This window comes from Pseudidiomarina donghaiensis, assembly GCF_900116895.1.
Classification (GTDB): Bacteria; Pseudomonadota; Gammaproteobacteria; order Enterobacterales; family Alteromonadaceae; genus Pseudidiomarina; species Pseudidiomarina donghaiensis.
Map to the genome: position 1 here is coordinate 1 of NZ_FPCF01000006.1, position 14,849 is coordinate 14,849.

20 protein-coding genes are annotated in these 14,849 nt (G+C 46.8%); 11 read left to right on the plus strand and 9 right to left on the minus strand.

The features are described from left to right. The first annotated feature begins 116 nt into the window (after window positions 1–116). Window positions 117–419, plus strand: a complete 303-nt coding sequence (locus tag BM334_RS09825; protein WP_092841272.1) for a helix-turn-helix domain-containing protein — start codon at window positions 117–119, stop codon at window positions 417–419. Between the two features lie 4 nt (window positions 420–423). Here the strand turns inward: BM334_RS09825 and BM334_RS09830 are convergent, their stop codons facing one another. Together BM334_RS09830 and BM334_RS09835 are read right to left on the minus strand one after the other, a co-directional pair. Beyond that, window positions 424–1,020: a class I SAM-dependent methyltransferase gene (locus BM334_RS09830; RefSeq protein WP_092841274.1), complete on the minus strand. Its 597-nt coding sequence runs from the start codon at window positions 1,018–1,020 to the stop codon at window positions 424–426. Then, window positions 1,017–1,490 (minus strand): YbjN domain-containing protein, encoded by a 474-nt coding sequence (locus BM334_RS09835; protein WP_055438995.1) that lies wholly within the window; start codon window positions 1,488–1,490, stop codon window positions 1,017–1,019. The genes BM334_RS09830 and BM334_RS09835 overlap by 4 nt, the downstream gene beginning before the upstream one ends. Before the next feature lie 137 nt (window positions 1,491–1,627). On the opposite strand from BM334_RS09835, the gene BM334_RS09840 reads away from it, so the two are divergent. Both BM334_RS09840 and BM334_RS09845 read left to right on the plus strand, forming a co-directional pair. Further along, window positions 1,628–2,422, plus strand: coding sequence for a DODA-type extradiol aromatic ring-opening family dioxygenase (locus tag BM334_RS09840; RefSeq protein WP_092841276.1), 795 nt, complete (start codon window positions 1,628–1,630; stop codon window positions 2,420–2,422). Next, a complete protein-coding gene (locus BM334_RS09845) occupies window positions 2,410–2,718 on the plus strand; it encodes a peptidylprolyl isomerase (protein ID WP_256209434.1) in 309 nt (102 codons plus the stop codon). The genes BM334_RS09840 and BM334_RS09845 overlap by 13 nt, the downstream gene beginning before the upstream one ends. A gap of 4 nt (window positions 2,719–2,722) precedes the next feature. Here the strand turns inward: BM334_RS09845 and BM334_RS12730 are convergent, their stop codons facing one another. Next, window positions 2,723–3,265 (minus strand): DUF805 domain-containing protein, encoded by a 543-nt coding sequence (locus BM334_RS12730; protein ID WP_198677353.1) that lies wholly within the window; start codon window positions 3,263–3,265, stop codon window positions 2,723–2,725. 195 nt (window positions 3,266–3,460) lie between these two features. Here BM334_RS12730 and BM334_RS09860 point away from each other — a divergent pair, with 195 nt between their 5' ends. The 3 genes from BM334_RS09860 to BM334_RS09870 are packed head-to-tail and all read left to right on the plus strand — an operon-like array spanning window position 3,461 to window position 4,744. Then, window positions 3,461–4,066 carry a hypothetical protein gene (locus tag BM334_RS09860; RefSeq protein ID WP_092841280.1) on the plus strand — a complete coding sequence of 202 codons (606 nt, stop codon included), beginning with the start codon at window positions 3,461–3,463 and terminating at the stop codon, window positions 4,064–4,066. Window position 4,067: 1 nt separating this feature from the next. Beyond that, entirely contained in the window at window positions 4,068–4,274 is a 207-nt protein-coding gene (locus BM334_RS09865) for a helix-turn-helix domain-containing protein (protein WP_092841282.1), read from the plus strand. Window positions 4,275–4,285: 11 nt separating this feature from the next. Further along, window positions 4,286–4,744: a VOC family protein gene (locus BM334_RS09870; RefSeq protein WP_092841284.1), complete on the plus strand. Its 459-nt coding sequence runs from the start codon at window positions 4,286–4,288 to the stop codon at window positions 4,742–4,744. Window position 4,745: 1 nt separating this feature from the next. Here BM334_RS09870 and BM334_RS09875 read toward each other — a convergent pair whose 3' ends face one another. The 4 genes from BM334_RS09875 to BM334_RS09890 are packed head-to-tail and all read right to left on the minus strand — an operon-like array spanning window position 4,746 to window position 6,987. Further along, window positions 4,746–4,976: a DUF1653 domain-containing protein gene (locus BM334_RS09875; protein ID WP_092841286.1), complete on the minus strand. Its 231-nt coding sequence runs from the start codon at window positions 4,974–4,976 to the stop codon at window positions 4,746–4,748. A gap of 39 nt (window positions 4,977–5,015) precedes the next feature. Further along, the gene (locus tag BM334_RS09880) at window positions 5,016–5,462 is read right to left on the minus strand and encodes a YaiI/YqxD family protein (RefSeq protein WP_092841288.1); all 447 of its coding nucleotides are present in this window, start codon (window positions 5,460–5,462) and stop codon (window positions 5,016–5,018) included. Between the two features lie 24 nt (window positions 5,463–5,486). Then, window positions 5,487–6,707, minus strand: coding sequence for a type II toxin-antitoxin system HipA family toxin (locus BM334_RS09885; protein WP_092841290.1), 1,221 nt, complete (start codon window positions 6,705–6,707; stop codon window positions 5,487–5,489). Then, entirely contained in the window at window positions 6,697–6,987 is a 291-nt protein-coding gene (locus tag BM334_RS09890; protein WP_092841292.1) for a helix-turn-helix domain-containing protein, read from the minus strand. Before BM334_RS09890 ends, BM334_RS09885 begins: the two co-directional genes overlap by 11 nt. 237 nt (window positions 6,988–7,224) lie before the next feature. Between BM334_RS09890 and BM334_RS09895 the strand changes: the two genes are divergently transcribed. Both BM334_RS09895 and BM334_RS09900 read left to right on the plus strand, forming a co-directional pair. Next, window positions 7,225–7,506: a helix-turn-helix domain-containing protein gene (locus BM334_RS09895; protein ID WP_092841294.1), complete on the plus strand. Its 282-nt coding sequence runs from the start codon at window positions 7,225–7,227 to the stop codon at window positions 7,504–7,506. Further along, window positions 7,493–8,842 carry a HipA domain-containing protein gene (locus BM334_RS09900; RefSeq protein WP_092841295.1) on the plus strand — a complete coding sequence of 450 codons (1,350 nt, stop codon included), beginning with the start codon at window positions 7,493–7,495 and terminating at the stop codon, window positions 8,840–8,842. Before BM334_RS09895 ends, BM334_RS09900 begins: the two co-directional genes overlap by 14 nt. Window positions 8,843–8,864: 22 nt before the next feature. On the opposite strand, the gene BM334_RS09905 is transcribed toward BM334_RS09900, so the two are convergent. After that, window positions 8,865–10,724 carry a DUF885 domain-containing protein gene (locus tag BM334_RS09905; protein WP_092841297.1) on the minus strand — a complete coding sequence of 620 codons (1,860 nt, stop codon included), beginning with the start codon at window positions 10,722–10,724 and terminating at the stop codon, window positions 8,865–8,867. Between the two features lie 212 nt (window positions 10,725–10,936). On the opposite strand from BM334_RS09905, the gene BM334_RS09910 reads away from it, so the two are divergent. The 3 genes from BM334_RS09910 (at window position 10,937) to BM334_RS09920 (ending at window position 13,441) form a co-directional block, all read left to right on the plus strand. Beyond that, the gene (locus BM334_RS09910) at window positions 10,937–11,356 is read left to right on the plus strand and encodes a secondary thiamine-phosphate synthase enzyme YjbQ (protein ID WP_092841299.1); all 420 of its coding nucleotides are present in this window, start codon (window positions 10,937–10,939) and stop codon (window positions 11,354–11,356) included. A 72-nt stretch (window positions 11,357–11,428) separates the two neighbouring features. Further along, complete coding sequence (locus BM334_RS09915) at window positions 11,429–12,595, plus strand: HNH endonuclease (RefSeq protein WP_092841301.1); 1,167 nt, start codon at window positions 11,429–11,431, stop codon at window positions 12,593–12,595. Between the two features lie 117 nt (window positions 12,596–12,712). Beyond that, window positions 12,713–13,441 (plus strand): PmeII family type II restriction endonuclease, encoded by a 729-nt coding sequence (locus BM334_RS09920; RefSeq protein WP_198677352.1) that lies wholly within the window; start codon window positions 12,713–12,715, stop codon window positions 13,439–13,441. 33 nt (window positions 13,442–13,474) lie between these two features. On the opposite strand, the gene dcm is transcribed toward BM334_RS09920, so the two are convergent. Further along, a complete protein-coding gene (gene dcm, locus BM334_RS09925) occupies window positions 13,475–14,746 on the minus strand; it encodes a DNA (cytosine-5-)-methyltransferase (RefSeq protein ID WP_092841305.1) in 1,272 nt (423 codons plus the stop codon). Window positions 14,747–14,849: the final 103 nt, after the last annotated feature.

Sequence of the window (14,849 nt, forward strand, 5' to 3'; positions counted from 1 at the left end):
AGCAGTAGGTGAAGCATCAACCAGATAATCCGATGAGATGCCGGTCTGTCTCACTCTCATGCAAAGGTAAGATCAACCATTTAATCCGCTTACCCTTTTTAAAGAGGACGACTCCAATGGGTAGAACACTCGAAGATATTTTGGCAAACGAAAAGCCAAGTGTTGTTGCAAATGCTGAGAAAAAAGCTGCTGATATTTTATTAGATATTCACTTGGCAAAGCTACGCGAAAAATTACAGATAACTCAATTACAAATGGCCAAAACTTTAGGTGTAAAACAACCTACGGTTTCTGATCTTGAAAAGCCAGGACGCGACATGAAAATATCTTCACTGAAGCGCTATGTAGAAGCGACTGGCTCAAAATTGAAGCTTGAAGTTGAGTTGCCCGATGGGAGCCACTATGAAATTCAACTTTAAATAATTACTCGGGCAGCCGGCGGAATACTAATGTTTGCCAGCTGACATCATGACGGGCTAGCTTATCGTTGGCGGCGCTATTTAAGTGCAACTGCAAGCTGTTGGTTGCCGCTTCGTGAATCAGCCAATCGGCATCTAATTCATAGGCCGTTCGGCCATCGTCAAAATGACCAAAACGCAGAGTAATCACGGCAAAACCATTAGGTTTTAACAGCTGTTTAAGGCTTTTTAGCGCTTTTTTCTGTTCATTTCGGCCAAGATGCATCCACACCGCGCTGATAAGCACCAAATCGTAGCGTTGATTCAGCTTTAAACGGCGCAGCTCCGGCAGCTTGTCATCAAGCCAAATAATTTCCGATGACTTTTGTTGGCCTAGTTTGCGCAGCTTATCGGCCGGCTCAACCCCGGTCACATGAAAGCCCTGATGGTGCAGAGCCAATGCATCGCGCCCCGAACCCGCACCAATATCGACGATACTCGCGCCGCGCGGCAGCAATTGCAGCACCGGCAGCCAGTCGGCGTGCACTTGCTCAAAGGTTAAACTGTCATATTGCGACGCAAGTTTGTCGGCATTGGTGTGATAAAACGCGATATTTTTCATTCGTTGCTGTCCGCTTCAGCTAATAATCGGTACAACATATCCACTGCGTCGGCTGTTGCTTCACAAATTCTTGCAATGGTTGCTACCCCAAGCTTTTGCCCTTCTTCTTCAATCGGCAACGCGTACAAAAACACCACGTCGTCACTGTCGTCAACCGAAAAGCCGCTGAATTTCACTTGGTTATTCACATGGTTGGTGAACTCCAATAGCCTTTCGCGGTTAGGCAAGCTCATAAGTGGGCTTACCGGAGAAAGCACGTGCTCGAATAAAGGTAGGGCAACGAAAAAATAGGCAACAGACCCAGCTTCTGCCAAGCATAACTGAATAGGAATGCCTTGGTTACCGTCTTGATCAATGTAACCTTCTGTCGCTACACCAATAACAACGCGGTCATCAAACTCGTCGGGAACTTGGTGGGAAATTCCATTTTCATCCAAAGCCTGTATTAATTCGTCTACCGTCATCGCCATAGCTGCCCCCTTCATGATTTACATACGGTAGCGGTGGTAGCCCAACAACTCAACAAAAACTTTACTTAAGCGGCGCAATGCGCGCTACACTCGAATTTCTCTCTCAGCGACTGTAAGCTTAGAGCAAGGAGACGACTATGAAACAAATTCTATATATTGCGCACGGTGGCGGGCCAATGCCGCTGCTTGGGGATAAAAGCCACGAGAGCATGAACCAAGCACTGCGTGAAGCGGCACAAACCATGCCCAAGCCAAAAGCCATATTGGTCATTAGCGCACACTGGGAAACCGACGTGCCGCACGTTACCACCGCGGCCCAGCCGGAGTTAATTTATGACTACTACGGCTTTCCGCCAGAGTCGTACAACATTCAGTACCCAGCCGCGGGTGAACCCGAGCTGGCCGCACAAGTATTGGGCGCCATTACCGCCACTGGTATTGAAGCCGTGGGCGACCCCAAACGCGGGTTTGATCACGGCTTATTCGTGCCACTAAAACTCATGTACCCAGACGCTGACATTCCGTGTGTGCAACTATCATTAATGAACAACCTTGACGCGGAAGCGCACATTAAACTAGGCCAGGCCTTACAGGCACTTGATTACGATAACCTACTGATTATTGGCTCGGGTTTTTCGTTTCATAACATGAAAGCTTTTTTTGCGCCTGGCGACAATCAAGCCGACAGCAAAAACACGGCATTTCAAACTTGGCTTGAACTAATTTGCAGCGACCAAGAGCTGACCGAAACCGAGCGCCAGCACATGCTCAGCAACTGGGCCGAAGCCCCACATGCACGTTTTTGTCACCCGCGCGAAGAACATTTGCTACCATTGCACGTGTGTTACGGTGCCGCCGGCCGCGCCTGCGACAGAGCCACCACCGTGTATGCGCTGAACAAAGAATCGCGCATGTTTTATTGGCAACTTTAGCAAACAGGAACAGCAACATGGCACGCGCACATGCCTTACATATTTTGGTGAATACCCGCGAAGAAGCAGAAAAATTGAAGCAGCAACTGGCCAACGGCAAAAAGTTTGGCGAGCTTGCACGTAAGCACTCACTTTGCCCCTCAGGCAAGAAAGGCGGTGATTTAGGTGAGTTTGGCCGTGGCCAAATGGTGTCAGAATTTGACAAGGTAGTGTTTGGCAAGCCCACGCTAGAAGTGCATGGGCCCATTAAGACCAAGTTTGGGTGGCACTTAATTAAAACGCTTTCGCGTAGCTAAAGAATTACTGATTAGAGGGCTGCTCAGTAGTTGGCGGCTCTTCTGGTCGCGGCATGGCCCAGTAATACATGACTAATAATATGCCAAAGGGCACAAGCATCATCAGTTGCCACCATGGACTCTGTCCAGCATCACGAAGTCGGCGCGTAGAAACTGCTAAAAATGGCAACAACAGAACAATAGCCACCATGCTCATTAAAACCGGGTGAATGAACTCCACTAAACCCAGCACCAGCACAAAAAGCACAAAGAACCACCAAAATTCATAACGCGTAGCGCGACCACTGAAATCATCAAAGTTCTGCAAACTTCCCCAAACGCTTTGTAGCACAGCATTTTTTGCAGGGGCACTATTGCTACCGGCCAACGCATCAACCGACACGTCAAACACAGCGGCCAAGGCTTTAGCGGTTTCTAACGAAGCAGTACCACGTGTTTCTATGCGCTGAATAGTGCGCAGATTAACACCGCACAGTTCACTGAGCTGTTCCTGTGACCAGTTACGCTCGGCACGTAATTGCTTTAATCGGTTTGAATTAATGTTCATGATGCTAATTCCACGAAATGGTTAGCCACAAGTTACCACATTCAATGAAATTCACTACGGCAACTTTACGGCACACTAGATGCCGGCTGGATTTGTATAAACCAAAAGTAATTATTTTATGTTTATCATAAATTATTTATTGCAAAACATTTATTCAGCGGCTATTTTATAGACACATCAATTTGGAGAAAAATCATGGATAACACCAAATACAAACTCGCCGGCATTGCAGCTATAGCCCTCGCGGTATTGTTTCCCATTTATTGGATAGCCACTTTCGGATTTATTATCGATAACGCTGAAATAGCCTTTCGCGCTGATTTTCTTGAATTGAGTGGTTGGGATATTTTGTTTGTGGCCATCGGCGCACTTGAGATTTACGTGTATTTCAGCCTTAGTAAGTACTTTCGCGATCAAATTGGCGGCGGGTTGATTGCCACTATGCTGTTGGCCATGGCGTTTTTTGTTGCACTATTTCATAGCACGGTTGCCGTTGATATTTTGCTTGGCTTGAGCCTATTTCCCAGCATAGCGGAAACCATCATTGACGTAACCTTAGTTGCCGGCATCGTGTTCTTATTACTCTATTGTTTTGCACTTATTGGCATGTGCTCAGCTATGCTTGCGCGTTTTATTGCGCTACCAACCACGCTCAAACTATTTGCAGTCGGCATGCTTATTGCCGCCGTATTGCAATTAACACTTGTACTTGCCGTGGTTAACATCGTTTTGTTTCCGGCGCTGATGTTACTATTGGCTTATCACTTTTTAACCGACGAACACGCTGTCGAAGTGGTTTAATATGGCCATTCAAATTAACTTAGATGTTGAATTAGCCAAAAACAAAATGTCGCTTACCGAACTATCTGAGCGCGTTGGTGTGTCCATGACTAATTTGTCGCTGCTGAAAACAGGCAAGGTAAAAGCTATTCGATTCAGCACATTAGAAGCAATTTGTCGTGAGCTTAACTGCCAGCCTGGTGATATTTTGGCGTATCTTGACCAATAAAAGGACGAACCATGAGCAAACTCATTAAAACCATCATTGCTGCGGTAGCTGTGGGCATATTAACCACTGCAGCTGCAGCCGAACGCGAAGCCGTGTTAGGTTTTGGTGGAGTATTTTTTAAAGCGGAAAACCCTGCAGCGTTAGCCAAATGGTATGAAGAACATTTAGGCGTTAAACAAACACCAAAAACCTACGAAGAACAGCCATGGGTGCAAGCGGGCGGCAGCACAGTATTTGGTGTGTTTAATAGTAAAACCAAATATTTTGGCACTGACGATCAGCAGTTTATGTTTAACTTTCGGGTGCGCGACTTAGACGCCATGGTGGCGCAATTGCGCGAAGCCGGGATTGAAGTGAAAGTTGACCCAGAAACACATCCAAACGGCAGGTTTGCTCGCTTAGCAGACCCTGAAGGCAATCCCATTCAGTTGTGGCAAGAAATGACTCCTGAGCAGGCCACAAACCAATAGGCTATTCGTCGCCCCATTCTTCACCAAGAAAACGGAAGCGTGGTACTTGCACACCGTCCACGCTAACCGACTGCAAAAACATATCGTAGGGGCGCACCCACAGCCCCTGCTCGTCGCCATATAGCGGGCGATATAACACCATCCATTCTTCGGTTTCCGAATGGCGCACGGTGTCGATCACCTCGTACATTGGGCCTTTGTAGTGCTGATATTTACCGGGTTTCATTTTCATAAAAGCTACTTTTCCTACACTTTTCTGCGCGTAAAAGTGCTAACGAACGCGCGCTAGCAACTTGTCCAGTTCGTTGGCAAAGGCCATGCGATCGCGCTGATGCAGCGGTGGAGGGCCGCCGGTATGTTCGCCGCTGCTGCGCATGGTGTCCATAAAGTCACGCATGTTCAGGCGGCTGCCAATGTTGGCGGTGGTATACAGCTCACCTCGCGGGCTAAGCGCCTGCCCGCCTTTTTTAATCACGTCGGCCGCAAGCGGAATATCGGCGGTAATAACAATGTCGCCGGCCTCGCAGCTTTGCGCAATAAAGTCATCGGCTACGTCAAATCCTGACGCAACTTGCTTGGTTTTTATCCATTTCGACGGTGGCACCCGCAGCATTTGGTTCGCCACGAGTATAAGCTCAAGCTGCTTGCGCTCGGCCGCCCGATACAAAATGTCTTTAATAACTGTCGGACACGCATCGGCGTCCACCCATATTTTCATGTACAACCTCTTAAGTCTGAGCCACTAAGCCACAGCCGGAATAATTTTACGCAAGCGCTCTATGTCGCCATCTCCCACACCAAAGCGCGCCATATACTGCGGCCACTGCGCGACCAGCTCACGCACTTGGTTGACAATAGCTTTGGCCTTGAACTCTTGCAAACCAAACCGACTAGCTTGCGAAAGCAAATTCTCTATCGAGCCATGCCGCCCCAAGTCACCCATACCAAGCCCATGCAGCTTAGAAGCACTAATAGGCAGTACGTCATAAGCCGGCGCTAATTGCCATGCCGGCTCGTGCCGCCCAGCGGCAATAGGCCGCAGCCACGCGTGATTGCGCGCATGATCGTCGGTATTACCAATGAACACATTAAAGGCCATGCGCATAAATAACTCGTGGGCATCGGTGGCCACCGTACTATGCAAACGAAGCAATTCAGCCAGCCGCCCATAACTATACCCTGCGGCTAAGCTACGCTCACTCACCGCGCCTTCCAGCAGCAAGCTATTTGCGCTTATAAAGTGGTGGCTAACGCGCTGATCGGCACGGTCAAAACGCTTAACTAGCAATACGTCTTCGCTACCGCCAATGCCTTGCAACACTTCGGTTTCCGCCACGCAAACCCCGTCTAGCTCGGCCAGCATGCGCATGGTTGCATGTTCAACGCGGGCCACATTATATAAGTCGTCGGGCTTGTTGAATTTAACCAAGTACTCGTGGCCATTGTGGGTTAGCAGTGTTTTTGGTCGCGCGCCGCCCATTGACGAGCCGTAAACAAAAGCTTGTTTTACTTCGTCAGAAACAGTTTCGGCGGCTAATATCGCATTTTTGCCTTGTAGTAATAGCTCGAGATCATTGATGGCATTACGCGAGTGCTTCGTTTTCGTTTTCTCGGACGACAAGCTAAAAGTTAACGCGCCAACACCCATAGCAGAGCCAGCAATAAGATACTCAAGTTCGTTTTGCGGCTTGGTTTGGTGTAGCTGCAGAATGAGCTTGCGGCCCCAGGCATCAGCGCCAGCATCAGCAAGCACACCAAACAGGCCATTATTCACGTGGCAATGCTGAAGCGTGTCGGTAAGCGGCAGGTGCACAGGGTCAAGTGCGAAAGCGTCTACACGCTCCAAGTAAGAGCGACCATAAACAAAACGACCCTGTTTAGCGTGGCTGTTGAGCTCAAAACGCCCACAAATGACCGGCTGCTCGGCCAAGCCTTCAATAAACACATAAGCGCTAGAAGTCATTATCGAATGTCTCGCTGTCAGGCTGGCGTTTACGCTCGGGTAAATGCTTGGCAGCACGAAGCTTGTTGTCTGCTAGCGCAATAAAGTCATCCAATAGCCCTAACACCGCTAGCGCGTTAAACAAAGTTTCGGAGTTAACCGGCTGGCCTTGCTCAAGGCGGGTAAGCGTGCGCTGGCTGCAACCAACACGCAGGGCGAAGTCGCGCTGCGGCATGGTGAGTGCCCGCTGGCGTTTAATTAATTCGCCAAGTGTAGCGTGAAAATCGTCAACTGTTTGCATGTATTTAGCCTTAGCAGGCAACCCCTATGTAAGAAACATGCATCAAGAATAGCAAAATATGGCGAATTAGCAATTAACTCGCCATATTTTACACATTAAAATACCATACCCCAACAATATCCTAAGTTAATAGGAATAAACTTGATTTATCGATAATTCATACTATATTCCTATTTGTATAGGATTTATAAATTACCTAAGCTCAAACAGATTATTATCCTAGCATGGAAGGATTATATGGCGCGCAATATTACCATCACACCAAAACCTGACCTATCTCGGGCTAACAACATGGCCACAATTGGAGCATTGGTGCGCCATAAACGCACCATGCTCGGCATTACCTTAGAAGACGCGGCCAGCTTATGTCAGCTGTCAAAACAAGCGTATAACAATGTTGAAAAAGGCTTAGAAAGCGTGCGCGTTGAAACCTTATTCAAGGTGCTTGATGCACTTGGTATTCAACTCACCGTCAGCGACACGTCCGAGGTTGGCGAGGTAAATAATGACTGGTTCTAATGTGCCAACCATAAACGTGTACGCCAAAACCCATCACGTGGCCGAACTGAAATTTCATGGCCCCCAACAATGCAGTTGGGTATACACCCCAACGTGGCAACAACAAGGCTTTGCAGTATCGCCGCACCTACCCTTAAACGGCGAGCAAATTGCTACTGCCAACGTCATTAACTTTTTGCGAAACTTATTCCCTGAAGGCCCGGCCTTTGAAAGCCTGATAGCCTCTCAACATTTATCTCGGCGCAATATTTACGGCATATTATCCGCCATTGGCCACGATACCGTGGGTGTTTTAACATTTGGTGAGCATCCACCTGAGACCGACACGAACCCGCTACGAATTGTCACAGAAAACGAACTCACTGAGCGACTAGCCCATAACGCTGACATGACGTTATGGGACGGAAAATACCGACTATCGGTTGCGGGCGTACAGAGTAAACTCAACGTGTACGTGAATGACACTCAAGAGCTATTTCTGGCAAGTGGCCACTATGCCAGCACACATATTCTGAAGTTTGCGTCGGCCAAGCACCCAACCTTGGTGCTCAATGAGTTTTTCTGCATGCGTTTAGCGCACCAAGTTGGCCTAACGGTTGCGTCAGTAAAGCTACTTAAACTGGGTTCTTATCATGCGCTTGAGGTGCAACGTTTTGACCGCCGTCACGTTCTGGAGCAACAAGTAGAGGGGCAAGTAGACAAACGCCATATTATTGATGCCTGCCAAGCGTTGAACCTACCGCCAGAGTTCAAGTATGAACAAAACTTTGGTAGCGGACGTGATGTTAAGCACATTCGTGACGGCGTTAGCCTAACCAAATTATTTCAGCTTGCTAAGCAAACCAGTGTACCCGCGCATACGGCAGAGCAATTGCTTGACTGGGTACTGTTTAACTTAGTTATTGGTAACAGCGATGCGCACGGCAAAAACGTTAGTTTCTATGTTGGCCGCAGTGGTGCACTTACACTTAGCCCGTTTTATGATCTGGTTTCTGTGGTTTATGAAGCTATGTCGCAAAGTAAGCAGCAGCAACAACTTGATACGCAACTAGCCATGGCCATTGGAGATAATTTCGATATTGACCAGGTTACCGCGTTTGACTTGCTGAGTTTTGCTGATGAAGCAGGCATTAAATTTGATTTGCTACAGCGTCGACTTGAACAATTAGTCGATGACGTTGAACGCCAAGCCATGCAACTCAACCTAAACGACACCAAGATCACCGTGGTGCAATACGAGCAGCTACGCGCCTTAGCCCAGCTTGTTCAGCAGCGTTGCCGCTACTTCCGCGAACAAGCTAACTTGTTCGCGGAAGTGCAGCGTAGTGCTTTTTAAGACTGTTTGTTAGCTCTTTTTACTAGCCCTGTTTGCTAGCAATATAGTCATCAACAAACTGCTCAAGCACGTTCAAAGGCACCGGCCCGTTGGCAAGAATCACGTCGTGGAATTCACGAATATCAAACTTGTCGCCAAGTGCGGTTTGCGCTTTTTCGCGTAGCTCAAGAATTTTCAGCATACCAATTTTGTACGCCGTGGCTTGGCCAGGCATGACAATGTGGCGCTCAACCATTTTGCGTGCATCGGCTTCGGCGTTTGGCGTGTTGCTCACGTAAAAATCGATACCCTCTTCGCGGGTCCATTGTTTCGCGTGAATACCGGTATCCACCACCAAACGTACCGCGCGCCATAGCTCCATAGCTAACCGGCCAAAGTCTGAGTACGGGTCTTTATAAAAACCGTATTCTTTGGGCAGCATTTCGGTGTACAAGCCCCAACCTTCGCTGTAAGCCGTGTAGCGGCCAAATTTACGGAACGACGGAATACCCTCAAGCTCTTGCTGAATCGCAATTTGCATGTGGTGGCCAGGAATACCCTCGTGGTAGGCCAGCGCTTCCATTTGGTAAGTTGGCATAGAGGCCATGTCGTACAAGTTAGCGTAGTAAACGCCCGGGCGGGTGCCGTCCATAGAAGGCTGCTGATAAAACGCTTTACCGGCTGACTTTTCACGGAAGGGTTCAACCGCTTTCACAATCATGTCGGCTTTTGGTTTGGTAATAAACAGCTCGTCTAAAAACTCGCGCATGGTGTCAATCAGCGCGGTGGCCTCGTCTAAATAACGCTGACGACCTTCGGCAGTGTCTGGGTAAATAAAGTCTTGGTTGTTGCGCATGTGCACAAAGAACTCTTGCAGCGTGCCTTCAAACCCGACTTTTTCCATAATCACGCGCATTTCGTCGTGAATACGTGCCACTTCGCTTAAGCCAATTTCATGAATTTCATCGGCGGTTAAGTCAGTGGTGGTGGTGCGTTGTAGCGCGTTGTTGTAAAACGCCTCGCCTTCTGGGAACTTCCACGCGCCGTCTTTGGTGTCGGCCTGCTGCTCAAGGTCTTCTACCGCGCTAATCAAACCTTCATAAGCTGGCTTAACCGACTGTGTTAGCGCTTGCTCAGCGGCGCTAACTAGCTGGTCATACTGCGCTTGCTCAATGTCTAGGTTGCCAATTTTCTTGGTGAAGTCTTCTAGCAATACGCTTGGCTCGCCGTCATCAAATGGCGCGCCTTTGATAATGTTTTGGCTATCGCTAATAACGTACGGGTACACAAATTTCGGCGCAATAATGCCTTTTTCAGCACGAATTTTGAGGTTTTCTTCAAGCTGCGCGAATAGCTCTGGCAGACCGTTTAAGCGCGAAATATAGGCTTCAGCGTCGGTGGTGTCGCTAATACGGTGCTGGTTAATCAGCAGCGAAACCACGCTAGAGTGCAAACCAAACATTTGGTTAACCGGGTAGTTGTAATGGCGCCATTTATGGTCAGCAATTTGCTGCTCAAGCTCTTGCTTCATAAGCTGCCAGCTTAGGTAGGTTTGCTCATTGAGTTTGTTTTCATCAATGGCTTCAACTTTTTCTAGATTGGCTTTGGCAATGGCCAGCTCTTCTTCGGCTTTTGCGTCTGAAATGTCGTCCCACTTGTCTTGGTCTTGCTTAATGCCTAAGTACGACTGGTACATAGGGCTGCGCATAACCGCTTCCATGAACATGTCTTCAAATAGCTTGTTGGCTTTTTCAGACTCGGCTTGGCGCTCTTCAGCGGTTACTTGTTGGGTAGCGGCTTGCTGCTGCGGTTGTTCGCTTGGGGCTGGGGCTTCTGAGCACGCTGCGGTGCCAAGCGCCAGCGCAACGGCTAGGGCTAAATGGGTTTTGGTGATGTTCGCCATGGGTATTCTCCTTATTGTTGTATGGCGATAGATTAGCACTGTCTGCGCGTGGTGGTCTATTTGCTGCTGCGCGGTTGGGGTGAATGGCGCATTTCTAGGGATGTATGTGCGTGGGGGGTGTGAAAAATTTTTGTGTTCAGTTGCAGCAGAAAAGTTACAAATGAACGACAAACTCTTTAAGCTAAAGGCAACATGTAACATTAGGACGAGCTATGCCGGTAAAACAAACCACCATAACCATTGCGCCGAAGCCACGCGGGTTTCATTTAATAACCGACGACATAGAGCGCGCGTTATTTGAGCTAGGCACGGTGGATGCCGGCATTTTGCACGTATTTATTCAGCACACCTCGGCCTCGCTAACCATTAACGAAAACGCCGACCCCACGGTGCGCCAAGACTTTGAAAGCCACTTCAACCACATGGTGCCCGAAAACGCGCCCTACTATCGGCATACCTTCGAGGGCCCTGACGACATGCCTGCTCATTTGAAGGCCAGTTTGCTAGGTAGCTCGGTGACCATTCCCGTAACTAACGGCCGCCTGAACATGGGCGTTTGGCAAGGGGTATACCTTTGCGAACACCGCGACCATGGTGGGGCGCGGCGGTTGGTGGTTAGTTTGAGTTTTTAGCGGAACAGGATTATTGTGGGATTAGCTAATTTGTACGAGCATTCTTACCAACGGATGGGACAATAACGCAACATGGCAACATTAGAACAATACTGTCAGCAATTTAAGGATGTTCGGCCGAACCGTGCACGTGGCAACACTAGCCCCCACAAAATCTGCATGCTATTTGCGGTAATTGATCTCATTCAAGACGGACTAATTACCGATTCACGCATTTACTTTAATGACACACTGAAAAACCGCTTCGCGCTTTATTTTGAGCAACTAAAAACCCCACGCGACAAACTTAACGCTGCATTTCCGTTTTATTATTTGCGTTCATCAGCTTTTTGGCACCACTACATTAAACCTGACGCGCAGACTCAGTACGACGCCATAAAAACACCTTCTGAGACATCGCTAGCCAATACCGTTGAATACGCATTTATTGATGTTGAGCTGTTTGAACTTCTACAAAACCCAACAACAGCCAACAAACTTAAAGCTGCCGCCGCCGTGAACCTCGATACACATGAGGCCGGATTTAAGATCTGGACTAAAGCTATTGGCCACTCAGAAGCGAAAGTTGACGAGTACGTGCTCGCTTTAAAAGAGAAAGTCGCTGATTTAATGATATTTGATGGCCTTGAACAGCCAAACATTTTCGCTGTAAATGACTATTTCGATGTGGCGCGAATGATTAATAAATTACGCGGCCTTAGCGACGCAAGCAACGCTACTTATGGTGACCCTGCGACAGGTCATGTCGCAACCTGCATCAAAGCTTTAGAGTTATACCGCGCATATTTGGACCAACTTAGCGACATTGAAGCGCAACTAGACATTGACCATATTCAGCATGATGACAGCATCGCCGAAACGACCAAAGCAGTGCTGGTGCAAGCGCGCCGAGGTCAAGGCAAGTTCCGCGAGCGTTTAATTAAACAATGGGGCGGCTGTGCGATAACCGGCTACAAAAACATTTCACTGCTAATGGCTTCGCACATTAAACCCTGGTCAACTAGCGACAACGCCGAACGACTAGACCCATATAACGGCCTATTATTAACGCCCAACCTAGATAAAGCCTTCGATTTGCACTTTATTTCGTTTAACGCCAAAGGCCGTATTTTGATTTCTGAAGCACTTGGCGACTATTACGCCCTTGGCATTAACAAAGACATGCAGGTGCCGCTAAAAGAGCAGCACTTGCCATTTATTGAGCAGCATCGAGATGTTTATTTTGAGAAGTTGGGGTAGTAGTTGCGATCATAACAACTCTGTGTGTTTAATAGTGCTTGGTTTTAATAGCTAAACGTATGTGTTGCGGCATTTAATTGAAAGTGATTATGAAAATTTAACCTAGGGATGACCATAGTGATAAGTCATGAAAAAAAACAAGAAATTCTTGAAGCTTCCAAAGAGTGGTTCCGTGAAAAAATCGCAAAAGGACATATACGAAATACATTGAAGCTAACGGATCCAAAGCACTTTAATATAAATCCATTTTTGGCTGCTTATTTAGCTAACTTTATTGAGGGTAATTCACACCCCACCAGTATAGCCAGAGCTCTATTATTACCTCGCGTACTAGGTACATCTATTACGACATCATTTGGAAACCATATACAAGACTTCACGAATATTTTATTGGATGCCTTTGGTAGTACTACCGCCGGTATTGATATTGAATTTGAAGATCAAATTGACCATCAACGAAAATATTGTCAGCTAAAATCGGGACCGAATACTATAAATAAAGATGACGTAGAAACAATAGCCGGCCACTTTCGCGGTGTGATCAATTTAGGCCGAACTAATAACCTGAGAATCCCTCACGATGATATGATTGTTGGTGTTGTCTACGGTGTACCTTCGGACCTGAGTAGTCACTATAAAAGAATCACAAGCCAATATCATCACCCAGTAATAATAGGACAAGAATTATGGCACCGTATCACTGGTGACCCGGGTTTCTATGATGATTTAATAGAAGCTATAGCATCAGTAGCTGTAGAATCTGACTTTAAACAAGAGTTTGAAGACGTTGTGAATCAACTGGCTCAATCTGAAGTCATTAAAGCACTCTCCGACACTAATACCTGAAAGTGCTTTATATAACGACTTAATCAATACTAATCAGGCTGCTACAATTTCATTCTGGTTATGATGTTGTTCACAAGTCTCTAATAAATTTAAGGCAGTAACAACAGATTTTGCTACAGCTGTTGCTAAATTAACAGGAACTGCGTTCCCGATTTGTTTATATTGAGCTGATAAGGGACCAGAAAACTTCCAGTCGTCCGGAAAAGTTTGAATTCGTGCATATTCGCGAACAGTCAGTGGCCGAGTTTCATCGGGGTGACAACGTTCTGTTTGCTTTTGAGCGGGAGCACATGTCAATGTCAAACTTGGCTCGTCCCATGCCAGACGACGAGCCATTCCTGTCTTGCCGCCGCCAAGAAAATAGCTTTTTTGCATATACTCCCGCTGCAATGTATCTGGTAAATCACGCCAATAGCCTCCTGGGGGGATTAGATCAAGTACCCTTTTCTTTTTGTCTGGATACTTCTGCCCAGCTGAATCAGGTACATCTGATTCATAAAGGTCTCCAGCTTTCAAGGCATCTTTCAAAGTCAAAATACGTTTATAGGGCGACGGCCACTTAAACTCAAAATGTTTCGCCAAATCATTTCGAACACCAATCAAAAACAAGCGCTCCCGCTTCTGTGGCACACGGAAAAATATAGCTTTTAATACTCGAGGTTCAACTAATGTATAACCCAACTCATCAATTACATTTTTAATTGCTTCAAGCGTTTTCCCGCCTTCATGATTTAAAAGACCACGCACATTTTCCGCGATAAAAATTTTTGGTCTAATTTCCTTAATCGAACGCGCGAATTCGAAAAACAGCGTCCCTCGAGTATCTTCAAATCCCATTTTCTTTCCAGCGTAAGAAAATGCTTGGCAAGGAAAACCACCAGATACAACATCGGCTCCATGATATTTAGTAAAATCCACCTCACTAATATCAGATTGGCAAACGTTCCACTTCGGACGATTAAAACGTAAGGTATCGCACGCGTGTTTATCAATTTCATTTAACAACAATGATTTGAACCCAGCTCTTTCCATCCCTAGTGCAAGTCCTCCCGCACCAGCGAATAGTTCTACTAATGTATACTTTCTTCTCGGTTGAACTGCATGTTCTTGATCCCATGTGCTGCTAAATAGCAACTTTGCTTGTTCAAACTCTTCAAGCTGCCCTCGATGATACATACGATAATTATTACCATCATTTCGAGTGGGTTTTAATGTGCCATTTTTATCCCATCTCCTTAGCGTTTCTTTAGAAACTCCTAAAATATCAGCAACCTGGGCAATACTGAAAAGTTCATTATTTTTCATTGTTGTTCCCTTTAAATGCTTGGCTACAAGACACATTACATCAAACATGCCGCAACAAATTTACAACTTGAAAATACTGTATAAACACTTAAAGTACTGTATA

Coding starts and splice junctions, on each gene's coding strand:
- BM334_RS09910 (WP_092841299.1), top strand. CDS start 10,937: ATGCCGGTAAAACAAACCACCATAACCATTGCGCCGAAGCCACGCGGG.
- BM334_RS09865 (WP_092841282.1), top strand. CDS start 4,068: ATGGCCATTCAAATTAACTTAGATGTTGAATTAGCCAAAAACAAAATG.
- BM334_RS09830 (WP_092841274.1), bottom strand. CDS start 1,020: ATGAAAAATATCGCGTTTTATCACACCAATGCCGACAAACTTGCGTCG.
- dcm (WP_092841305.1), bottom strand. CDS start 14,746: ATGAAAAATAATGAACTTTTCAGTATTGCCCAGGTTGCTGATATTTTA.
- BM334_RS09905 (WP_092841297.1), bottom strand. CDS start 10,724: ATGGCGAACATCACCAAAACCCATTTAGCCCTAGCCGTTGCGCTGGCG.
- BM334_RS09860 (WP_092841280.1), top strand. CDS start 3,461: ATGGATAACACCAAATACAAACTCGCCGGCATTGCAGCTATAGCCCTC.
- BM334_RS09915 (WP_092841301.1), top strand. CDS start 11,429: ATGGCAACATTAGAACAATACTGTCAGCAATTTAAGGATGTTCGGCCG.
- BM334_RS09835 (WP_055438995.1), bottom strand. CDS start 1,490: ATGGCGATGACGGTAGACGAATTAATACAGGCTTTGGATGAAAATGGA.
- BM334_RS09900 (WP_092841295.1), top strand. CDS start 7,493: ATGACTGGTTCTAATGTGCCAACCATAAACGTGTACGCCAAAACCCAT.
- BM334_RS09895 (WP_092841294.1), top strand. CDS start 7,225: ATGGCGCGCAATATTACCATCACACCAAAACCTGACCTATCTCGGGCT.
- BM334_RS09870 (WP_092841284.1), top strand. CDS start 4,286: ATGAGCAAACTCATTAAAACCATCATTGCTGCGGTAGCTGTGGGCATA.
- BM334_RS09825 (WP_092841272.1), top strand. CDS start 117: ATGGGTAGAACACTCGAAGATATTTTGGCAAACGAAAAGCCAAGTGTT.
- BM334_RS09840 (WP_092841276.1), top strand. CDS start 1,628: ATGAAACAAATTCTATATATTGCGCACGGTGGCGGGCCAATGCCGCTG.
- BM334_RS09875 (WP_092841286.1), bottom strand. CDS start 4,976: ATGAAAATGAAACCCGGTAAATATCAGCACTACAAAGGCCCAATGTAC.
- BM334_RS12730 (WP_198677353.1), bottom strand. CDS start 3,265: ATGAACATTAATTCAAACCGATTAAAGCAATTACGTGCCGAGCGTAAC.
- BM334_RS09890 (WP_092841292.1), bottom strand. CDS start 6,987: ATGCAAACAGTTGACGATTTTCACGCTACACTTGGCGAATTAATTAAA.
- BM334_RS09885 (WP_092841290.1), bottom strand. CDS start 6,707: ATGACTTCTAGCGCTTATGTGTTTATTGAAGGCTTGGCCGAGCAGCCG.
- BM334_RS09880 (WP_092841288.1), bottom strand. CDS start 5,462: ATGAAAATATGGGTGGACGCCGATGCGTGTCCGACAGTTATTAAAGAC.